General features: G+C 71.3%; 11 protein-coding genes. 5 read left to right on the forward strand and 6 right to left on the reverse strand.

Annotated features, from left to right (window positions below; translation table 11 throughout):
* The first annotated feature begins 5 nt into the window (after positions 1 to 5).
* Together GIS00_RS18040 and GIS00_RS18045 are read left to right on the forward strand one after the other, a co-directional pair.
* Complete coding sequence (locus tag GIS00_RS18040) at positions 6 to 923, forward strand: SGNH/GDSL hydrolase family protein (RefSeq protein WP_196073347.1); 918 nt, start codon at positions 6 to 8, stop codon at positions 921 to 923.
* Positions 917 to 2269 (forward strand): right-handed parallel beta-helix repeat-containing protein, encoded by a 1353-nt coding sequence (locus GIS00_RS18045; protein WP_196073348.1) that lies wholly within the window; start codon positions 917 to 919, stop codon positions 2267 to 2269. The genes GIS00_RS18040 and GIS00_RS18045 overlap by 7 nt, the downstream gene beginning before the upstream one ends.
* Before the next feature lie 292 nt (positions 2270 to 2561).
* Here the strand turns inward: GIS00_RS18045 and GIS00_RS18050 are convergent, their stop codons facing one another.
* Genes GIS00_RS18050 through GIS00_RS18060 form a run of 3 tightly spaced genes read right to left on the reverse strand, consistent with a single transcriptional unit; the run spans position 2562 to position 5355 of the window.
* On the reverse strand, positions 2562 to 3407 hold the full coding sequence (locus GIS00_RS18050; RefSeq protein WP_154769864.1) for a polysaccharide pyruvyl transferase family protein: 846 nt from the start codon (positions 3405 to 3407) through the stop codon (positions 2562 to 2564).
* Positions 3404 to 4360: a glycosyltransferase family 2 protein gene (locus tag GIS00_RS18055; RefSeq protein ID WP_154769865.1), complete on the reverse strand. Its 957-nt coding sequence runs from the start codon at positions 4358 to 4360 to the stop codon at positions 3404 to 3406. The genes GIS00_RS18050 and GIS00_RS18055 overlap by 4 nt, the downstream gene beginning before the upstream one ends.
* A gap of 17 nt (positions 4361 to 4377) precedes the next feature.
* Positions 4378 to 5355 (reverse strand): glycosyltransferase, encoded by a 978-nt coding sequence (locus tag GIS00_RS18060; protein ID WP_154769866.1) that lies wholly within the window; start codon positions 5353 to 5355, stop codon positions 4378 to 4380.
* A 722-nt stretch (positions 5356 to 6077) separates the two neighbouring features.
* Here GIS00_RS18060 and GIS00_RS18065 point away from each other — a divergent pair.
* The 3 genes from GIS00_RS18065 (at position 6078) to GIS00_RS18075 (ending at position 10383) form a co-directional block, all read left to right on the forward strand.
* Positions 6078 to 7757, forward strand: coding sequence for a sugar transferase (locus GIS00_RS18065; RefSeq protein WP_230313797.1), 1680 nt, complete (start codon positions 6078 to 6080; stop codon positions 7755 to 7757).
* Between the two features lie 542 nt (positions 7758 to 8299).
* Positions 8300 to 9352, forward strand: coding sequence for a zinc-dependent alcohol dehydrogenase family protein (locus GIS00_RS18070; RefSeq protein WP_154769867.1), 1053 nt, complete (start codon positions 8300 to 8302; stop codon positions 9350 to 9352).
* The gene (locus tag GIS00_RS18075; protein WP_322098094.1) at positions 9349 to 10383 is read left to right on the forward strand and encodes a zinc-dependent alcohol dehydrogenase family protein; all 1035 of its coding nucleotides are present in this window, start codon (positions 9349 to 9351) and stop codon (positions 10381 to 10383) included. Before GIS00_RS18070 ends, GIS00_RS18075 begins: the two co-directional genes overlap by 4 nt.
* 441 nt (positions 10384 to 10824) lie before the next feature.
* On the opposite strand, the gene GIS00_RS18080 is transcribed toward GIS00_RS18075, so the two are convergent.
* From GIS00_RS18080 to GIS00_RS18090, 3 genes are read right to left on the reverse strand one after another with little or no spacing between them, the layout of a single operon-like run.
* On the reverse strand, positions 10825 to 12882 hold the full coding sequence (locus GIS00_RS18080) for a glycosyltransferase (protein ID WP_230313798.1): 2058 nt from the start codon (positions 12880 to 12882) through the stop codon (positions 10825 to 10827).
* Positions 12883 to 12887: 5 nt separating this feature from the next.
* The gene (locus GIS00_RS18085) at positions 12888 to 14585 is read right to left on the reverse strand and encodes an ArnT family glycosyltransferase (protein ID WP_154769868.1); all 1698 of its coding nucleotides are present in this window, start codon (positions 14583 to 14585) and stop codon (positions 12888 to 12890) included.
* Positions 14582 to 16810 (reverse strand): hypothetical protein, encoded by a 2229-nt coding sequence (locus tag GIS00_RS18090; protein ID WP_154769869.1) that lies wholly within the window; start codon positions 16808 to 16810, stop codon positions 14582 to 14584. Before GIS00_RS18090 ends, GIS00_RS18085 begins: the two co-directional genes overlap by 4 nt.
* Positions 16811 to 16919 lie beyond the last annotated feature (109 nt).

Below are 16919 nucleotides of genomic sequence, written 5' to 3' on the forward strand. Positions count from 1 at the left end.
AGACGATGAGTGGTCCGCGCGACCGGCGGCGGGCGACCCGGCGGGTGCTGCCGGCCCTCGTGGCCGCGGTGGGTCTGCTGCTCGCCGCCTGCTCGTCGACGGACGGGACACCCACCCCGGCGCCCTCGACGTCCGCCGCGCCGGAGCCGTTCCTCACCGACGTGACGTCCGTGGCCGCGATGGGCGACTCCATCACCGCCGGGGTGAACGCCTGTGGCAAGCAGGGTGCGTGCGCCGCCGCTTCCTGGGCCACCGGATCCGACACCTCGGTGATGAGCCTGTCGTCCCGTATCGCCTCCCTCGCGGGCAGCGCGCCCGCGGTCTACAACGAGGCGCGTCCCGGCATCCGCGCCGCCCAGCTCGGCGACCAGCTGGACCAGGTGGTGAAGACCGCCCCCGGCCTGGTGGTGATCCTGGCCGGTGCGAACGACGCCTGCCGGACCAGCATCGGCGTGGTGACCGGGGCCCAGGAGTTCGGCGAGTCCATCGGCGAGGTGCTGGACACGATCAGCACGGAGCTGCCGGACACCCACATCTTCATCACCTCCATCCCGGACCTGCCGCAGCTGGTCGACCTGTTCGCGGACAGCGATGCGGCACATGCGGTCTGGTCCGACTTCGCGGGCTGTGCGTCGTTGCTGCAGAACGCGACCTCGACCGACAAGGCCGACGTCGACCGCCGGGCCGCGATCGGCCAGCGGATCGTGCAGTACAACGCGCAGATCGAGCAGCGGTGCCAGGACCAGCCGCGCTGCACCTACGACGGCGGGGCGGTGCACGCCGCCCAGTTCTCGCAGCAGGACATCTCCACCGTGGACTACTTCCACCCCTCGGAGACCGGCCAGGGCAAGCTCGCCGAGGTCGCCTGGCAGGCGCTGCTCGGCGCCGCGGAGGAGTGCGCGGCGAGCGGCCGGACGTGCTGAGCGACACCGCCGTGGCCGCCCCACCGCCGACCGGCCCCGGGCGGCGCCGCCGACGCTGGATGGCGGCCGCGGCGGTGATCGCCGCGCTGCTGGTGGCCGGCGGGATCGTGCTCGCCGTGCGGGATGTCGCGCCGACCAGTGTGAACCCGCCCGACTTCATCGCCGGTCCGGACCCGTCGACCTCGTCCACCAGTGCGACCAGGGCACCGACCGCCTCCGCCTCCGGAACGGCGTCCGCCACGGCGCCGGCCACCCCCTCCGCCTCCGCGTCCGTCGCACCCGGCGATGCGCTCTACGTGGCTCCGGGCAACCGCCAGGGCAGCTGCCGGGAGGACGACCCCTGCACCGTCGGGCGGGCGTTCGCCGACCTGCGTGATCATCCGGACAGCGCCTCCGGGATCCTGCTCACCGCCGGCGACTACGGCGTGCTCGAGATCGCGGCGTCGTCGGTGACCGAGGACGGCCGGGTGCTGATCGGTGTCGCCGACGGTGCGGACGTGTCCATCGACCGGCTGAATGTGCTGTCGCCGAACACCACCTGGACCGGGATCACCGTCACCGGCGTGCTCTACCTGCGACCGTCCGCGGTCGGCACGATCCTGGACGGGGTGACCGTCGAGCAGGGCGGCCTCTTCGTCCGCTCCGGCGACACCGTGGTCCGCAACTCGGTGTTCCGCGACGGGAGTTCGCTGGACGGCATCCAGATCGGCAACGGGGCGTCCGGGGTGCGGATCGAGAACAACGTCATCCGCGACTACAACCAGCAGGGCGACACCCAGTACCACTCCGACTGCATCCAGGTGTTCGACGCCAGTGACGTCACCATCGTCGGCAATCGGATAGCGAACTGCTCCAACGCCGGGATCATCCTGTCGCACGGCAGCGGCAAGGGCATCGACGGACTGGTCATCGAGTCCAACTGGGTCCAGGGGTGTGTGGTGCGCGGCGACGCCTGCCGCGGCGGCTCCGCCCTGGACATCCGGGAGAGCTCGGCGGTGGGCATGGTGGTCCGGAACAACACCGTGCTCAACGGATCGGTCCGGATCGGCACCCAACCCGATGCGGTCTTCGACCGCAACATCATCGACTACCTGTCGTCCTGCGACTCCGCCATGACCAACACCATCGTCCAACGCTGGAACCCGGGGCTGTGCAGTCAGCCGGATGCGTTGGGCAGCAACGGGAACCGGATGGGGGAGGTGCCCGTGGCGGACGCCGTCGCCGGCGACCTGACCCCCACCGACCCGGCCTCCGTGCTGATCAGCCCGGTCGGTGGGGAGCCGGCGGCCGCCGGCATCGACGGCTCACCCCTGCCCGCCGATGTCGCCGGAGCCAGCGCAGGCTGAACATGGCGGCCCGGGGGCCGCGGGTCGCTCGTCCTTGATGGAATCCCGCGTTCTGCGCTTCTCGCACTCTGCTCGTTCCTCGCGCCGTGCTGCGATGCTCGACCGCACGATTCCGACGAGCGACCGGGCATCCGCCTGAGCAGGAAACGACCGGTCGTTGTTCCCGGGATCGTGCGGTCGAGCATCGAGTCGTAGCGAGGAACGAGCGTAGGCGAGACGCGCAGGACGCGGGATCCCTTCCGGGGAACAACGGCCCGCGAGCGCCAGCTCGCAATGTTTCTGTCCCTCTACCTCAACTCTTCCAGAGGTCGCGGGGGAAGGCGGCGAGGAGGGGCTGGGCGGACCAGGCGGGGGGCTGCGCACCGCCCATCGCGACGGCCCGCTCGACGGTCGGGGCGAAGGCCCCCTCCGGTGCGCGCCCGGTCCCGAGCAGGTAATCCTCGTACTTGAAGGCCGACTCCTCCGGCGACACCACGGCTCTCGCCGGGATCCCGAAGGCCTCGGCAACGATGACGCCGTGCAGCGAGGACCCGACGACCAACCGGCTCTGCACGATCCGCTTGATCACCGACCACAGCTCGTCGCGCGGTGACACGGTGTCCTTGGTGCGCGGCGCCGACCGCAGGTCGTTCAGATTGGGGACCACGGTCAGGTCGTGCTTTTTGGTCTTCGCCCACTCGGTGACCTCGGGGCGCAGGTACGGCAGCAGCAGCCCGGGATCCCCGTAGACCTCGGGGACGTCGAGACCGAAGCGGTCCTGCAGGAGCGCCCGGGACTGCGGCCCGCGGACCGCCCGGACGTCCAGGCCCTCGAGCCGGTAGGTGCCCGGATCGACCTTGCCGTTCACGCCGGCGCCCCAGACGACATCGCCCGGTCGGGAGAACTGGAGGATCGAGCCGATGGCGAACAGCCGCCGGCGGGCGGCGTCCCCCTGCGGCGGGGTACCGCCGAAGCGGTCGATCATGCCCTTGACGACGACCGGGCCGAGCAGGTCGCCGAAGTTGTCCACCGGGCGGAAACGCAGCGCACGCCGACCCCAGATGTTGGTCTTGCGCTCGGGATTCCAGAACATCACCGGGATCCCGGCGACGACCGCCTCCCGGGTCTGGTCCGGCACCGCCACGGGAGTCGACGTCACGAGGCCGCTCGAGCGGAGATGTCGTCGTCGACGCTGCGCTGTTCGGGCAGGGCGACCGCGCGGTCCGCCGGCCGGACCGGAGCGGCGATGCGCGGACGTGACGGCGAGACACCGTGCCGCAGGAAGAATTTCAGCGCCGATCGCAGGTGCCGGCGGGCGAGAGGATTGACCAGCAGCGCGGCCACGCCGCCCTTCGCCGAGGCGCGCGACCACAGGTGGCGGCACTGCACGCCGGGCAGCTGGTGCACGCGCCAACCGCGCTGCCAGAACTGCAGGCACCAGTCGACGTCCTCGAAGTAGAGGAAGTAGGACTCGTCCATCGGGCCGACCTCGACCGCTGCCGACCGACGCACCAGCATCGCGGCGCCCATCAACCAGTCCGCCTCGAGCGGCACGTCGTGCGTCCGCGCATGCGAGACCTCGTGCACCATCTCGAACCGCTCGAGCTCGGCGCGGCCACGCCCGGTCCGGGAGCCGAGCGGGGTGCGGCGGTAGGCGATGGTCGACGGCCGGTAGAACCGGAACGCGGTCGTCTGGTGGTGGTCGTCCCCGCCCAGCACCCCGGGCCCGACGATGCCGACGTCCGGGTGCTCGTCGAGGTGCGCCACCAGCCGGGGGAGGAGCTCGTCGGTGACCTGGATGTCGGCGTTGAGGACCAGCACGTACGGCCGGTCGGTGACCGCGAGGCCGGCGTTGACCAGGGCGGCGTAGCCGCAGTTCGAAGCGAACGGCACGTAGCGCGTTCCGGGCAGGTGCTCGTCGACCAGCGCGGCGGTGTGCGGCTCCGCGTCGGAGTCGGCGACGACGACCTCGAGGTGCTGCGCTCCCGGCAGGCCGGCGATGGTGTCGAGACAGGCGAGCAGCTCGTCCTGGGCGCGGTAGTGGGTGATCACCACGGAGACGCGGCCGGTCACCTGGGACCGACCCGACACCGGATCCGGAGTGGCTCTCATCGTCGTCACCTCTCGCTTCACAACCTGGCCGAAGGGCCGGGCGACCCGATCAGTTCGAACGGTGGGGGTACGTCCAGGCGGACGGTGCTCATGCCCGCCGCCCGGGCCAGCAGCTGCTCGTCGAGTTCCTCGACGTGGGCCATGACCGCGAGACCGCGCCGCTGCAGCTCGCTCGCGATCTGCAGCTGGTGGTCGTCGATGTGCTCGTCGTGCCGGGCGAGCCGGGGCACGAGTACCGGGGTCTTCCCGTGCTCCATCGCGGACAGCGCAGCTCCGGTACCGGAGTGCGAGATCACCAGGTCCGCCTCGGCGATCGCCATGTTCAACTCGTGGTGCGGGACGCTCTCCCTGCCCTCGATCCCGAGCGCGCTGACGTCCGAACGCCCTGTCTGCCAGAGCACCTCGCGATCCCCGAGCAGCGGGACGAGCGCTGTGAGCAGCCGCTCGAACCCGTAGGACTCGGTGGTCCCCACGGTGACGACCACCTTCCGGACCCGGTCGAAATCGGTGGACGGCACGGCCGGGCCGACGTCGTACTGGTCGAAGGTCGACCCGCGGTACTGCCAGCGCGGGCCGGACCACGCCGGGTACTGCGTGTAGGTCTGCACCGACCGGACCCGCTGCAGGATCTTGCCGGACATCGACGGGCCGTCGGCGCGGGCCGCGGTCTCGATGAAGTGGCTGGGCACACCCTTGCGGGCGGCCAGCGGCAGGAAGGAGACGGCCAGGCTGGACCCGGTGCTCACGGCCAGGTCGAAACGCTCGGAGCGCAGCATCCGGCGGGCGAGTGCGGCATTGCGGATGGTGCCCGGGATGTCACGGGGAGCCGCGTACCGGGCGAACTGCACGTCACGGCCCTCGAGCAGACTCCGGGAGAGGCCGGTGTCGAAGGTCACCCACAACTGGTCCTCCGGCGCGATCCCCATCCGGCCGGCCAGGGTGAAGAGCTGCTTCAGATGCCCGCCGCCGGAGCACACCAGCAGGATCCTGCCCATCCTCCGGTCCTCCTGCCGCTTGTGATGTCCGTTCGGCGAACGGAACGTCGGTCATCGACGACAGCCCTGTCGAGGTGCAGGAGGAATTGCGAGCGATTTCTTCCCCGACAATTCCTGGAACAGGTTCCGGCACCTATCGGAACCACTTCCCAGGGCTGGGAAGGACCGATACACGCCGACCCCGTGCAACCTTTGGGACGGACCATATCGTGCGGGGCTGCCCGGGCGGAAGGTGCGACCGGAGGAGTGAAGGCGGACAGATCGTCGAATCGACGATTTGAAATCCACTCGTTCGGCGCAGTCGTCACATGTTCGTCATGTTCGAACCCCGGTCGGAGCAGCCGCACGTGCGAATCGTGACGCCCCTGCTCTGCCGCTGCCCGGACCTCGTTGGGGCCGAAAGGGTGTTGGTCAAGCCCGCTGTGACCCGGTCCGGTATGCCCGCAGGTGGTACCGATGTCCTCGAAGCGAGCCTCGGTCGGGCAACGCTCCCACGATGGTGTGATTCGCCTAATGTTCATCTCCGGCCTTTCGCAACAACGTTTTCGGCGAACGGATGAATCGCGGCCGACCGCTGTGGAACCTGTCACCTTTACACCTCCAATCGCGTGCCGATACCGTTGGAACCCGGTCGAGAACATGGCCCTCGCGCAACGGTGCTCCCTCCCAGGTGTCGGCGCCGCCGCGCGTCGTCGGTGCCGTCGAGACTCCGAGGTGGACGTATGGAAGAGACGGTCGTGTCCGGTGCGCCGGCGACTGCCCTCCCCGAGCAGTACGTGCCGGGTCTGGTGAAGCCGTCGCGCAGCAGTGCGCCGGTGCTCCCTGCCCAGCAACCCGCGGTCGGCCTGTTGGCCCGCGCCGATCTCCGGAAGTCGCTGCCTGCAACGGATGTCGATCCGGAGCCGGCGCCGCTTCCGGATCCTGTCGGCGGGCCCGCCCCACGGGTGGATCCGGGCGAGGGTGCCGCCGGCTACCTCCGTCGCGTGGTCATCGGCGACGTGGTGGTGGTGGCGGCGGCCGTCGCGGCCGGCGCGGTCTTCCGGTTCGGACTGGAACAGGCGCGGCTGAGTTCGACCGGCGCCTTCCGTACTTGGTCCTACGCCGCCGTCGGCGTCGCGATCGGCATCGCCTGGCTGTTGTCGCTCGCGATGAACGGCACCTGGCGCCGCGAGCCCCCGGCACCGGATGCGATCGACCTGCGCAAGGTGGTCCGCTCGACGCTGGTGCTCTTCGCCGTCGTCACTGCCGTGGACTACGCCCTCAACATCCAGGTGGCGCGCGGGTTCCTCTTCGTCACGCTCCCGCTGGGGCTGCTCGGCATGGTCGGCCTCCGTCTCTACTGGCGCCACTGGATGCGGCGACGGTGGGCCCGCGGTCTCGACCTGATCGAGACCCTGGTGGTGGGCGGCCGGATCAGTGCGGTGACGCTGGCCGACCAGTTCCGGCGCGCCTCGGCCTGGGGCTACCGGGTGTGCGGCCTGTGTGTGCACGGCGGTGGCCGGCGTGATCTGGAGGACGGCGGTGCCGGCTCCGACCACGCGACCCTGGGTGGCTTCCCGGTGCTCGGTGCGCTGGAGGACGTGCAGGCCGCGGTCGCGGCGTCCGGCGCCAGCACCGTGGTGATCGCCTCGACCGACGGATTCGGGTCCGCCCACGTCCGCAAGTTGTCCTGGGCGCTGGAAGGCACCGGCGTCCGGCTGGTCCTCGCGCCGTCGATGCACGACGTGGCCGGCCAGCGGATCCGGTTGCGCCCGGTGGCCGGGATCCCGCTGATGCATGTCAGCCAGGCGAGCTTCCACGGCCCGAAGCTCGTCGCGAAGACCGCGGTGGACCTCATCGGCGCGTTCATCGGGCTGGTGCTGCTCTCCCCGGTGATGATCGCGCTCGCGGTGGCCGTGCGCTCCGGCGACGGCGGTCCGGTGTTCTTCCGGCAGGAGCGGGTCGGGCTGGACGGCCGCACCTTCCGGATGTGGAAGTTCCGCAGCATGTGCGTGGACGCCGAGGCCCGGCTGGCCGCATTGCGGGCCTCCTCCGACGGCAACGACATGCTCTTCAAGATGAAGGACGACCCGCGGGTCACCCGCATCGGCCGGGTCATGCGCCGCTACTCGCTGGACGAGATCCCGCAGCTGTTCAACGTCCTCGCCGGGCAGATGAGCCTGGTCGGACCCCGGCCGCCGTTGGTCTCCGAGGTCGCGCAGTACGACGACGACGTCAGCCGCCGGTTGATGGTCAAGCCCGGGATGACCGGACTCTGGCAGGTGTCCGGCCGCTCCGACCTGAGCTGGGCCGAGAGCGTCCGGCTGGATCTGTACTACGTCGAGAACTGGTCCCCGATGAGCGATCTCGTCATCATGGCGCAGACCGTCCGGGTCATGCTCTCCTCCCGCGGGGCCTACTGACCCGGTCGTACCGGTCGGTGTCCGGCTGGTGAGCCCGGCTGTGGACGTCTGTCTGCGGGAGGCGAACTGCGGCCGGAGAGGTGCACCACCGGGCCGTGTCTCCGGGCGAGCTGTGCCTCGGACGACTGTCCGTGTGAGGGAACCGCTGCCCCGGCCCGGATCGGTACCTGCCGTGCATCGGGGACCGAAACCGTTGGTGGGCGGCGGAAACGGTCCCCGATGGGGTCGGGAGCGCCCGACGAGCTGCTCGTGACGTCAGCTATCCGTGCCGGACGAGGAGAGGTCCCGGATCGGTGGTCGGCCGTGCACCGGGGACCGAAACCGTTGGTGGGCGGCGGAAACGGTCCCCGATGGGGTCAGGAGCGCCCGACGAGCTGCTCGTGACATCAGCCCTCACCGGCGAGGTCTGCGGACGGCCGGGTGACGAGCCGCTCGTGATGCCGGCCCGCACCGCCGAGGTCGACGGCGGAGGAGTCGAGCTGTGTATCGACCGGCACCGCCCCGCCCGCTGCCGGCAATGAACCGGGGAGGATGATGGAGTCATGCGTGCCGCACACTTCATCGCCCCGGGTGAGATCGACGTCCAGGACTTCCCCGACCCCGTGGTGCAGTCGCCCACCGATGCGGTGGTGCGTGTGGTCGCCAGTTGTGTCTGCGGATCGGACCTGTGGCCGTGGCGGGGGATCCAGCAGCGGCGCGAGGGCCGGATCGGGCACGAGTTCCTCGGTGTGGTCACCGATGTCGGTGCGGATGTCACCACGGTCAAGCCGGGTCAGGTGGTCATCGCCCCCTTCGTGATCTCCTGTGGTGAGTGTGTGCACTGCAAGGCCGGCTGGACGACGTCCTGCCTGCGCGGCAGCGGCTGGGGGCACAAGGACAAGGAAGGCATCCCGGCCGACGGTGGGCAGAGCGAGGCGATCCGGGTGCCGCTGGCCGACGGGACGCTGGTCGCAGCCCCCGTCGACGAGAACGACGAGCGGATCCCTGCCCTGCTGACCCTGTCCGACGTCATGGGCACCGGGCACCACGCGGCCCTGCACGCCGGGGTCGGCCCGGGCAGCACCGTGGCGGTGGTCGGCGACGGGGCCGTCGGCCTGTGTGCGGTGCTCGCGGCCAAGCGGCTGGGAGCGGAGCGGATCATCGCGCTGTCCCGCTACGAGGATCGCCAGCAACTCGTTCGGCAGTTCGGTGCGACGGACATCGTCGCGAGCCGCGACGCGGACGCGCTGGCCGAGATCATGGCGCTGACCGACGAGGTCGGCGTCGACGCCACCTGTGAGTGCGTCGGCACCACCCAGTCCTGGGAGACGGCACTGGACATCACCCGCCCCGGCGGCACCGTCGGTTATGTCGGCGTCCCCAGCGGCGTCGAAGGTGGCGGACTTCCGCTGCGGAAGATGTTCGGCCGCAACGTGTCCGTCTCCGGCGGAGTGGCCCCGGCCCGGGTCTACCTGCCCGAGCTGCTCGCCGACGTGCTCGACGGATCCCTCGACCCGGGCCCGGTGTTCACCTCGGAACTCCCGCTGTCCGATGTCGCCGACGCCTACCGGGCGATGGACGAGCGGCGCTCGGTCAAGGTGCTGCTGCGCCCGTGAGAGCCCTGCAGTACCAGGAGTACGACGGTCCGCTGCGCACCGTCGAACTGGACGAGCCCGCCTGTCCCGCGGACGGTGTGCTGGTGGCGGTGGGCGCCACCGGGGTGTGCCGGTCCGACTGGCACGCCTGGCGCGGTCACGACCCGGTGGTCCTCCCGCACGTCCCCGGTCACGAGTTCGCCGGTACCGTCACCGCTGTCGGACCGGAGGTCACCGGTTGGGCGGTGGGGGACCGGGTCACCGCGCCGTTCGTCCTCGGCTGCGGTATCTGCGAGTACTGCCTCGCCGGTGATCCGCAGGTCTGCCCCGACCAGCAGCAACCGGGCTTCACCTACGCCGGATCCTTCGCGGACCGCGTCGCCGTGCCGCACGTCGCCACCAACCTGGTGGCGCTGCCGGACGAGATCTCCTTCGCCACTGCGGCATCGCTCGGTTGCCGGTTCGCCACCGCCTTCCGTGCGCTGACCGGTCACGGTGGGCTGGGCCCGGGGCAGTGGCTGGCCGTGCACGGGTGTGGGGGTGTCGGCCTGTCGGCGATCCTCATCGGGGTGGCGTTGGGCGCGCAGGTCGTGGCGGTCGACACCAACCCGGCGGCAAGGGATCTGGCCGTCGAACTCGGCGCAGCGGTCGTCGTCGATCCCGGCGTCGTGGGCGACACCGCGGCTGCGGTCCACGATCTGACCGGCGGCGGCGCACATGTCTCGATCGACGCCATCGGTCATCCCGCGGTCGCCGCCGCCTCGGTGCGATCCCTGCGACGCCGGGGCCGGCACGTGCAGGTCGGACTGTTGCTGGGCGAGAACGCCATGACCGCACTGCCGATGGACCGGGTGGTTGCCTGGGAGCTGTCCGTGCACGGGTCGCACGGGATGGCGGCCGCGGACTACCCGGCGATGCTCGCGCTGATCGCCTCCGGCAGACTCGACCCCGGCCGACTGGTCCGTCGCACCCTGCCGCTCTCGGAGGCCGAGGGGATCCTGGCCGAGCTCGACGGCACTCCCGGCCCGGGCATCACCGTGTTGATCCCCTGATCGGGGAGACTGTCCGTCCCGGGCGCCGACGGCGGCCACTGATCTCGCGGCCCGGTCCGGGACCGATTCCCTCGTGTGCCGATGGTTTCGGTCCCGGATCCACCAGATCCGGCCGAAACCTGTTCCAGATTCCGACTCATCGGGCGCCGGCGAACCGCACCGCCCCGAAAGCCGGACCTCGCCAGGCGCTCTTCGCTCCTGCCCGTCCGGCCGCCGGCCGACTGCTCGGTCCGGGACCGTTTCCGTCGCCCACCGATGCTTTCGGTCCCCGATCCGCACGATCCGGCGCCGGCGAACCGCACCGCCCCGAAAGCCGGACTTCGCCAGGCGCTCTTCGCTCCTGCCCGTCCGGCCGCCGCCCGACTGCTGAGTCCGGGACCGTTTCCCTCGCTCACCGATGCTTTCGGTCCCCGATCCGCACGATCCGGGAGACTCCCCTTCTCAGTGCACCCCGACCGCCACGACCTTCTCGTCCTCCTCGTCGAACTCGTCGAGCCCGTGCGGTGTCTTCTCCCATTGGTGGGGGGAGAAGAGGGTCTGCCAGGCGGCGCGGTAGGAGGCGACGGAGTGGAGGAGCCAGTAGATGGGGCTGAAGATGGCGTACCCGGCGATGCGCCAGCCGTGACGGATGGCGGCGACACCGGCGGAGAGCGCGATCATCGAGCCGGCGCCGATCAGCATGTTGAGCCCGCCGAACCAGAGCAGCCAGTCCGGCAGGTGGATGGTGACGACCCGGGTCGCGACGTAGGTGGCGATGGTGAAGCCGAGCATGATCGGGTAGAGCAGGAAAGCCAGTGGCGTCCCGGCGATGAGGCCGACCAGCGAGAGCAGGCCGCGGAAACCGGTGGCGCGCACGAACTTCACCGGGTGCCGGAAGTTCACCGCCGCGGTGATCATGTAGCCCTTGATCCAGCGGGTGCGCTGCTTGATCCAGGCCGGGGTCTGCGAGCAGGCCTCCTCCCAGGTGACCGAGGTGCTCACACCCACCCGGTAGCCCATGGCGGAGGCGCGCATCCCGAGGTCCGCGTCCTCGGTGACGTTGTACGGGTCCCAGCCGCCGAGCCGCCGCAGCATGTCGGTGCGGAAGTGGTTGCTGGTGCCGCCCAACGGGATCGGGATGCCGGTGTTGTCCAGCCCGGGCAGCATCGCGTCGAACCAGAACGAGTACTCGATCGCGAACATCCGGGTGAGCACGTTCTGCTCGGCGTTGAAGTAGTTCAGGCCGCACTGCACGCAGACCAGCGGCTTGCCGCTCTTCGGCTCGGTGTTCACCGAGTCCCAGCGGAACTCCGCGACCATGCGCCGCAGCTGGTCCGGCTCCGGCTTGTCCTCGGCGTCGTAGATGACCACGAACTCGCCGCGGGCGAAGGTGAGGCCGTAGTTGCAGGCGCGCGGCTTCGTCTGCGGGTTGCCCCGCGGCACGATGATCACCCGCATGTAGGACGGCGGGTTCGCGGCGTAGGCCGCCTCGATCGTCTCGAGGTCCTCCTCCTCGAGCAGGACGAGGACCTCCATCCGGCTCTTCGGGTAGTCCAGGGCGTCCAGGTTCGCGATGATCTTGTGGATGACGTTCGCCTCGCGGAACGCCGGCACCAGGATCGTGTACATCGGCATGGACTCGTCCTCCTCGAAGGACGGTGCCTTGAGAGGCATCCCGCGCCGGTGTCGCTCCTTGATCATCAGGTGTTCCCAGGCGGTGCGCCGGGCCTGCCGGATCGGCCAGCGGATGGTGGCCAGCAACCGGAACCCGACGTTGGCGGCGAAGGCGATGTTCGCCGCGGCCAGCAGGACGATGAAGACCAGTTCGGCCCGTACCACCAGGCCGACGGCGAGCAGGCCGAGGAAGACGAACGGCAGCACCTTCTGCCACGGCATCAGGCTCTGCCGGGCGGAGATGTCCGGCTGGTCCTCGGCGAGCCGGGAGGTCACGTCGAACAGCAGGTCGTCACGGAACACGCCGCCGACGAGCTCGATGAGTTCACCCGGGGTGGCCGTGCGGTACTCGACCTCGTGCTCGCCGAGCAGCTCGTGCACCTTCGCGGTCAGCCTGTCGCCGGGCGGGGCGGTGGTGGCGACGGTGATCGTGCCGGTCGTCTCGTCCCGCGCGATCGGGATCCAGCCCTGTCCCAGCACCTTCCGGGCGTCCAGGCCCTTCATCAGCGACAGATCCGGGGCCACGGTGCTGATGTCGATCCGCGGCGCCTGCCAGAGCGCGGCGAGCGCGTCGTAGAGGACGTTGCCGGTGACGGCGCCGTCGGCGACGAGGTGCTCGCCGAGCAGGCCGCCGTCGGTGCCCTGGCCGGCCACCGCGCGCTCCAGCTGCTCGCGGGTCACCAGGTTGTGCATCAGCAGCCAGGCGCCGATCTGCCGCGGCTGGGCCGGCGGCAGCTGCTCCGGTGCCTGCCACACGGGGGCCGGTGTGCCGGTGTGGCTGTCGGCCGGAACCGTGACCATCGCGGCGACCGGTGGGGCGGCCGCGGTCTCGGGAGACGGACTCATCGGGCTCATCCTCCGTTGTCGATCCGCTGGTACAGGGCATGGTCGCCGGAGGAGAACACGATCCGGTAGCGGGCGGCCAGCGACGGGTTCTCCCGCAGCGCCTTCGCCACCAGGTCGACCGGGCCGGTGTCGATCGGCGCGTCCGGGGTCGGGATGGTGGCCAGGATCCACTCGTCGTGGGCGGCCGGGTTGCGCAGCGCCTCGTCGAAGGAGTCGCCGGAGGCGCGGATGTCGTAGTTGGCCAGCGGGATGCCGATGCTGGGGAGAATGGCGTTGCCACGGGCGCTCTCGTCCATCAGGATCCCGCCGCCCTGGTAGTGCTCGGCCAGGTACCGGCCGACCGCGGTCGAGTCCAGGGTGTCCCGGTGGCTCTGCGCCGCCTCCGCCAGGATGGCCGACCGACCGGTGAGATCCTGTGCCCACCAGACGTTCTGCACCATGATCGCGCTGAGCACCACGGCCGCGCCGAGGATCCGGGCCCGGTGCGCGACGACATCGACCAGCACCCCGGTGAGCAGGGCCAGCAGCGGGCAGACGGACAGCGCGAACCGGTTGTTCCACCAGTTCTCCGGGAACGAGTGGTCGTTGTTCACCGCGGTCTGGCCGAGGTAGAGGCTGAGCAGCGAGAAGGCGTAGGAGACGGCGAGCAGGCCGACCACCAGCGTGCGCCGGCCCAGCGGTCCCCAGCGCCACAGCGCCGCGAGCAGACCCAGCGCGGCGCAGACGATCAGCACCGCGCCGGCGGTCTCGATGAGCGCCCAGTTGTACGTCCACAGGGTGACGCCGATGTTGTGCCGGGAGGTGAGCATGCCGTTGTCCAGCAGGTTCTTCTGCTGGGCGAACGCCGAGTACTGGCCGTTCATGAACTCGAGCGGGTTCGCGTAGACGGCCCAGTTGTAGGCGAGCCACGCGGTGATGCCGATCGCCGGGGCGGTGGCGAAGCACGCGGCCATCTTCAGCGACCAGGCCCAGCCGCGCTTGCGGCGCAGGCCGACGATCACCACGAACACGCTGCCGGCGGCCAGCAGTGCCCATCCTTCGTACCTGGACAGCACGGCGAAGGCGGCCGGGAAGCCGGCGAACACCGCGAGCTCGCCGCCGGTCGGTGGCCGCTTCTGCAGCCCCCACCGGGCGAGACCGCTGATGGCCAGCAACATCCCGGCCATCAACGAGGGCTCGGTGAGACCGGTGGTGAAGGTGTAGAGCAGGCTCGGGTTGGCCAGCAGGGCCAGCACCACGACGATCCGGCCGGCCCGGCGCAGGCCGACCAACGAGGCGATCCGGTAGAGCGAGGCGGTGGTCGCCGCGAGACAGCCGATGCCGAGGATGCAGGCCGCCCAGCCGGTGTGCCACAGCACGTCCACCTGGACGAAGGGGAGCAGCAGCACGTGCGGGAACGGCAGCCACACGGTGCCGAGCTGGCCGGGTCCGGGACTCTTCGACTCGATGATCCGCCGCGCGATCGTCAGGTGCGACTGCGCGTCGGAGTACCAGAGGTTGCTGCCGTTGGACGTCGTGATGATCGCTGCGGTGAGGCCGATCGCCAGGGAGAGCCAGATGACCACCCCGGTGCCGGGGATCCGGCGGCCGATCGGGTCGGCGTCGAGGTTCGCCCACTCCTGCCGGATGCGGGCCGTGATGCGCCGGCCGAGCGGTCCGACGGGCAGCCGGGTGGCTGCCCGCCGGACCATGGGGGAGGTCATCCGCCGGCGCCGTCGGACTCGGAGCGGGCGTGGCGGGCCGGGCCCGGGTTGGTCGGGATCGGACCGGTCGGGGTCTCGTCCGCCGGGGCCCTGGGCACCAGGACCGCCTCGGCCTCGGCGGCCGCAGCAGCGGTCTCGGCGATGCGGCGTTGCTCCTCGTCGAGGTAGCGGGCCACCGCGGCGCGGCGGCGGACGGTGATCCGCCAGCGGGCGAAGGCGACCAGCAGGACGCCGCCGACCAGCACCCACACCCACCACGGGATACCGCTGTGCTCGACCAGGATCTGCGCCTGCGGAGCCAGGGCGTTGCTGTCGATGGAATCGATCCCGGCCGCGGTGGCGATCAGCAGGTCCGAGCCCAGGTCGGCCCAGCCGTTCGGCCGGCTCTGGCCCGCCGCGTCGCCGTCGACCGCCTCGGCGCCGGTGACCCCGTCGACCCGGTCGGCCAGCGCCGTGGACAGGTTGTCGGTCGGCGTGCCGCTGGGCGCCCAGGCGGCGGTCATCACCAGGTCGCGGGATCCGGACTGGAAGGCCTGCACCGTGGCGACCGGGGTGTTGGAGCCGACGGTGAGCGGAGCCGTGCCACCGAGCTGGCGGAACTGGCCGACACGCAGCGGGGCACCGGCGGCGTTGACCTGCTCCGGCGTGGCGCCGATCAGCAGGCCGGAGGCCGAGGAGCGGTCACCGCTGATCAGCGCGTCCGCCGGGACGACCGCGACCTGCAGGGAGACCGGGCTGCCGCCCTGCAGTGCGGACACGTAGTGCCCGGCCAGCGGGAGCGAGGTGGCATCGGTGCTGCCGAAGGCCACCGGCAGCGAGCCGGCCAGCGCCTGCGGGAACCGGCCGAAGCCGGCCGGCAGGGTCTGGCCGCCGGAGGCCTCGACGAAGCTGCCGGCGCCGTCCACGGTGATCTGCACGGGCAGCCCGTTGTCGGTGCAGCCGGCGGCGCTGGGCAACGCGTCCAGCTGGAGCACCAGCCCGTTGTCCCGCTGCATCCGGTCGGCCGGCACCTCGAGGTCGAGCCGGATCGGCTCACCCGCCCCGATCATCGACGAGGACAGCAGGTAGTCGTTCCAGTAGACCGAGAGCCGGGCCTGGGTGGAGTCGGCGAGCGCGGTGGTGGTGGCCTCCAGGTGGACCTTCGCGGAGGACACCGGGCCGCCGAACGCTGCCTGCCGCACCCCGACGTAGGAGGTGTGCCGGCCGTAGCCGGAGAGGGTGATGACGCTCTGGCCGGTCAGGTCGTCGAGCGAGGCGACGGCCTGCGACGCGGTCATGGTGTCACCGGCCAGGCCGATGGTGGAGTCGCCGTCGGCCAGGACCAGTGCGTCGGTGTCCAGGGCGCGGACGGCGGCGAGCAGGCCCGCGGCCGGGCCGGTGAAGGTCATGGTCGGGACGCCGGAGGTCTCGCCGACGACGGTGGTGACGTCACCGGTGCCGGCGGTCAGGGCCACCACCCGCGGGTTGCTCGCGACCGCCGGGGCGTCGGTGGCGGTCTCGCCGCCCGGGGCGATCCGGGTGCCGGTCTCGATCACCGTGCCGTTGCCGCCGGCCACGTCCGCGCCGCCGACCGCGAGGTCGACGACCGCGGTGTTGGTACCGATCCGGCCGTAGCGGTGGGAGAGTGCGGCGACCGCCTGCAGGGCGGCGGCGCCCAGCCCGTCCGCGCCGTCCGGGGCCGTGCCCTCGGGCACGACGACGGTGATGCGGTCGACCGAGTCGTCGAAGAACCCGGCGACGGTGGTCGGCGCCGTGGCGGTCCCCGTCGTGTCCACGGCGATGCCGTCCAGGGTGGCAAACGAGTTGGGGTCGGCGCAGACCGCCACGCCGGTCTGCGGGGTCACCGCCAGCGACAGCAGCAGGCCGTCGGTGCCGAGATCACCTGCCACCAGCGGGACGTCGATCGCCTTCGGGGCGGTGCCGGCGACGGTGGCGACGATCCGGTCGCCGACCGAGACCACGGTCTGCAGGGCGGTGTCGTAGCCGGGGGTGACCGTCGCGGTCAGCCGCGTGGGGGTGAGCCCGGCGGCCACCGGCACGGCGAGGGAGGTGGTGCCGCCGCCGAGGTTCGCCGACAGCGAGGTCGGGTACGAGCGGGCGGCGCCGACCGTGCTCTCGGCGGTGGTCTCCCCGGTGGGCGCCGCGGCAGCGGCCGTTCCCAACGGGGTGAGGGCGGCCGCGGCGGTGAGCAGCAGGGCCAGGGCGAGTCGACTGGAGCGGTGCATCCCCAACGTGTCCGATCGTCGGCGGGCCCGGTCCTACAGGTGGTGGTCGCGCCGTGCGATGCACGGTCAGGGGTTCACCGACCCCGGGCGTCTCCGGTCGGTGCGCCAC

It is taken from the genome of Nakamurella alba (assembly GCF_009707545.1).
In the GTDB taxonomy this organism is placed as follows: Bacteria; Actinomycetota; Actinomycetes; order Mycobacteriales; family Nakamurellaceae; genus Nakamurella; species Nakamurella alba.

Bases quoted from the DNA above. Each gene is read 5' to 3' on its own strand.
- GIS00_RS18070 (WP_154769867.1), top strand. From the start codon at position 8,300: ATGCGTGCCGCACACTTCATCGCCCCGGGTGAGATCGACGTCCAGGAC.
- GIS00_RS18065 (WP_230313797.1), top strand. From the start codon at position 6,078: ATGGAAGAGACGGTCGTGTCCGGTGCGCCGGCGACTGCCCTCCCCGAG.
- GIS00_RS18055 (WP_154769865.1), bottom strand. From the start codon at position 4,360: ATGAGAGCCACTCCGGATCCGGTGTCGGGTCGGTCCCAGGTGACCGGC.
- GIS00_RS18085 (WP_154769868.1), bottom strand. From the start codon at position 14,585: ATGACCTCCCCCATGGTCCGGCGGGCAGCCACCCGGCTGCCCGTCGGA.
- GIS00_RS18040 (WP_196073347.1), top strand. From the start codon at position 6: ATGAGTGGTCCGCGCGACCGGCGGCGGGCGACCCGGCGGGTGCTGCCG.
- GIS00_RS18090 (WP_154769869.1), bottom strand. From the start codon at position 16,810: ATGCACCGCTCCAGTCGACTCGCCCTGGCCCTGCTGCTCACCGCCGCG.
- GIS00_RS18060 (WP_154769866.1), bottom strand. From the start codon at position 5,355: ATGGGCAGGATCCTGCTGGTGTGCTCCGGCGGCGGGCATCTGAAGCAG.
- GIS00_RS18080 (WP_230313798.1), bottom strand. From the start codon at position 12,882: ATGAGTCCGTCTCCCGAGACCGCGGCCGCCCCACCGGTCGCCGCGATG.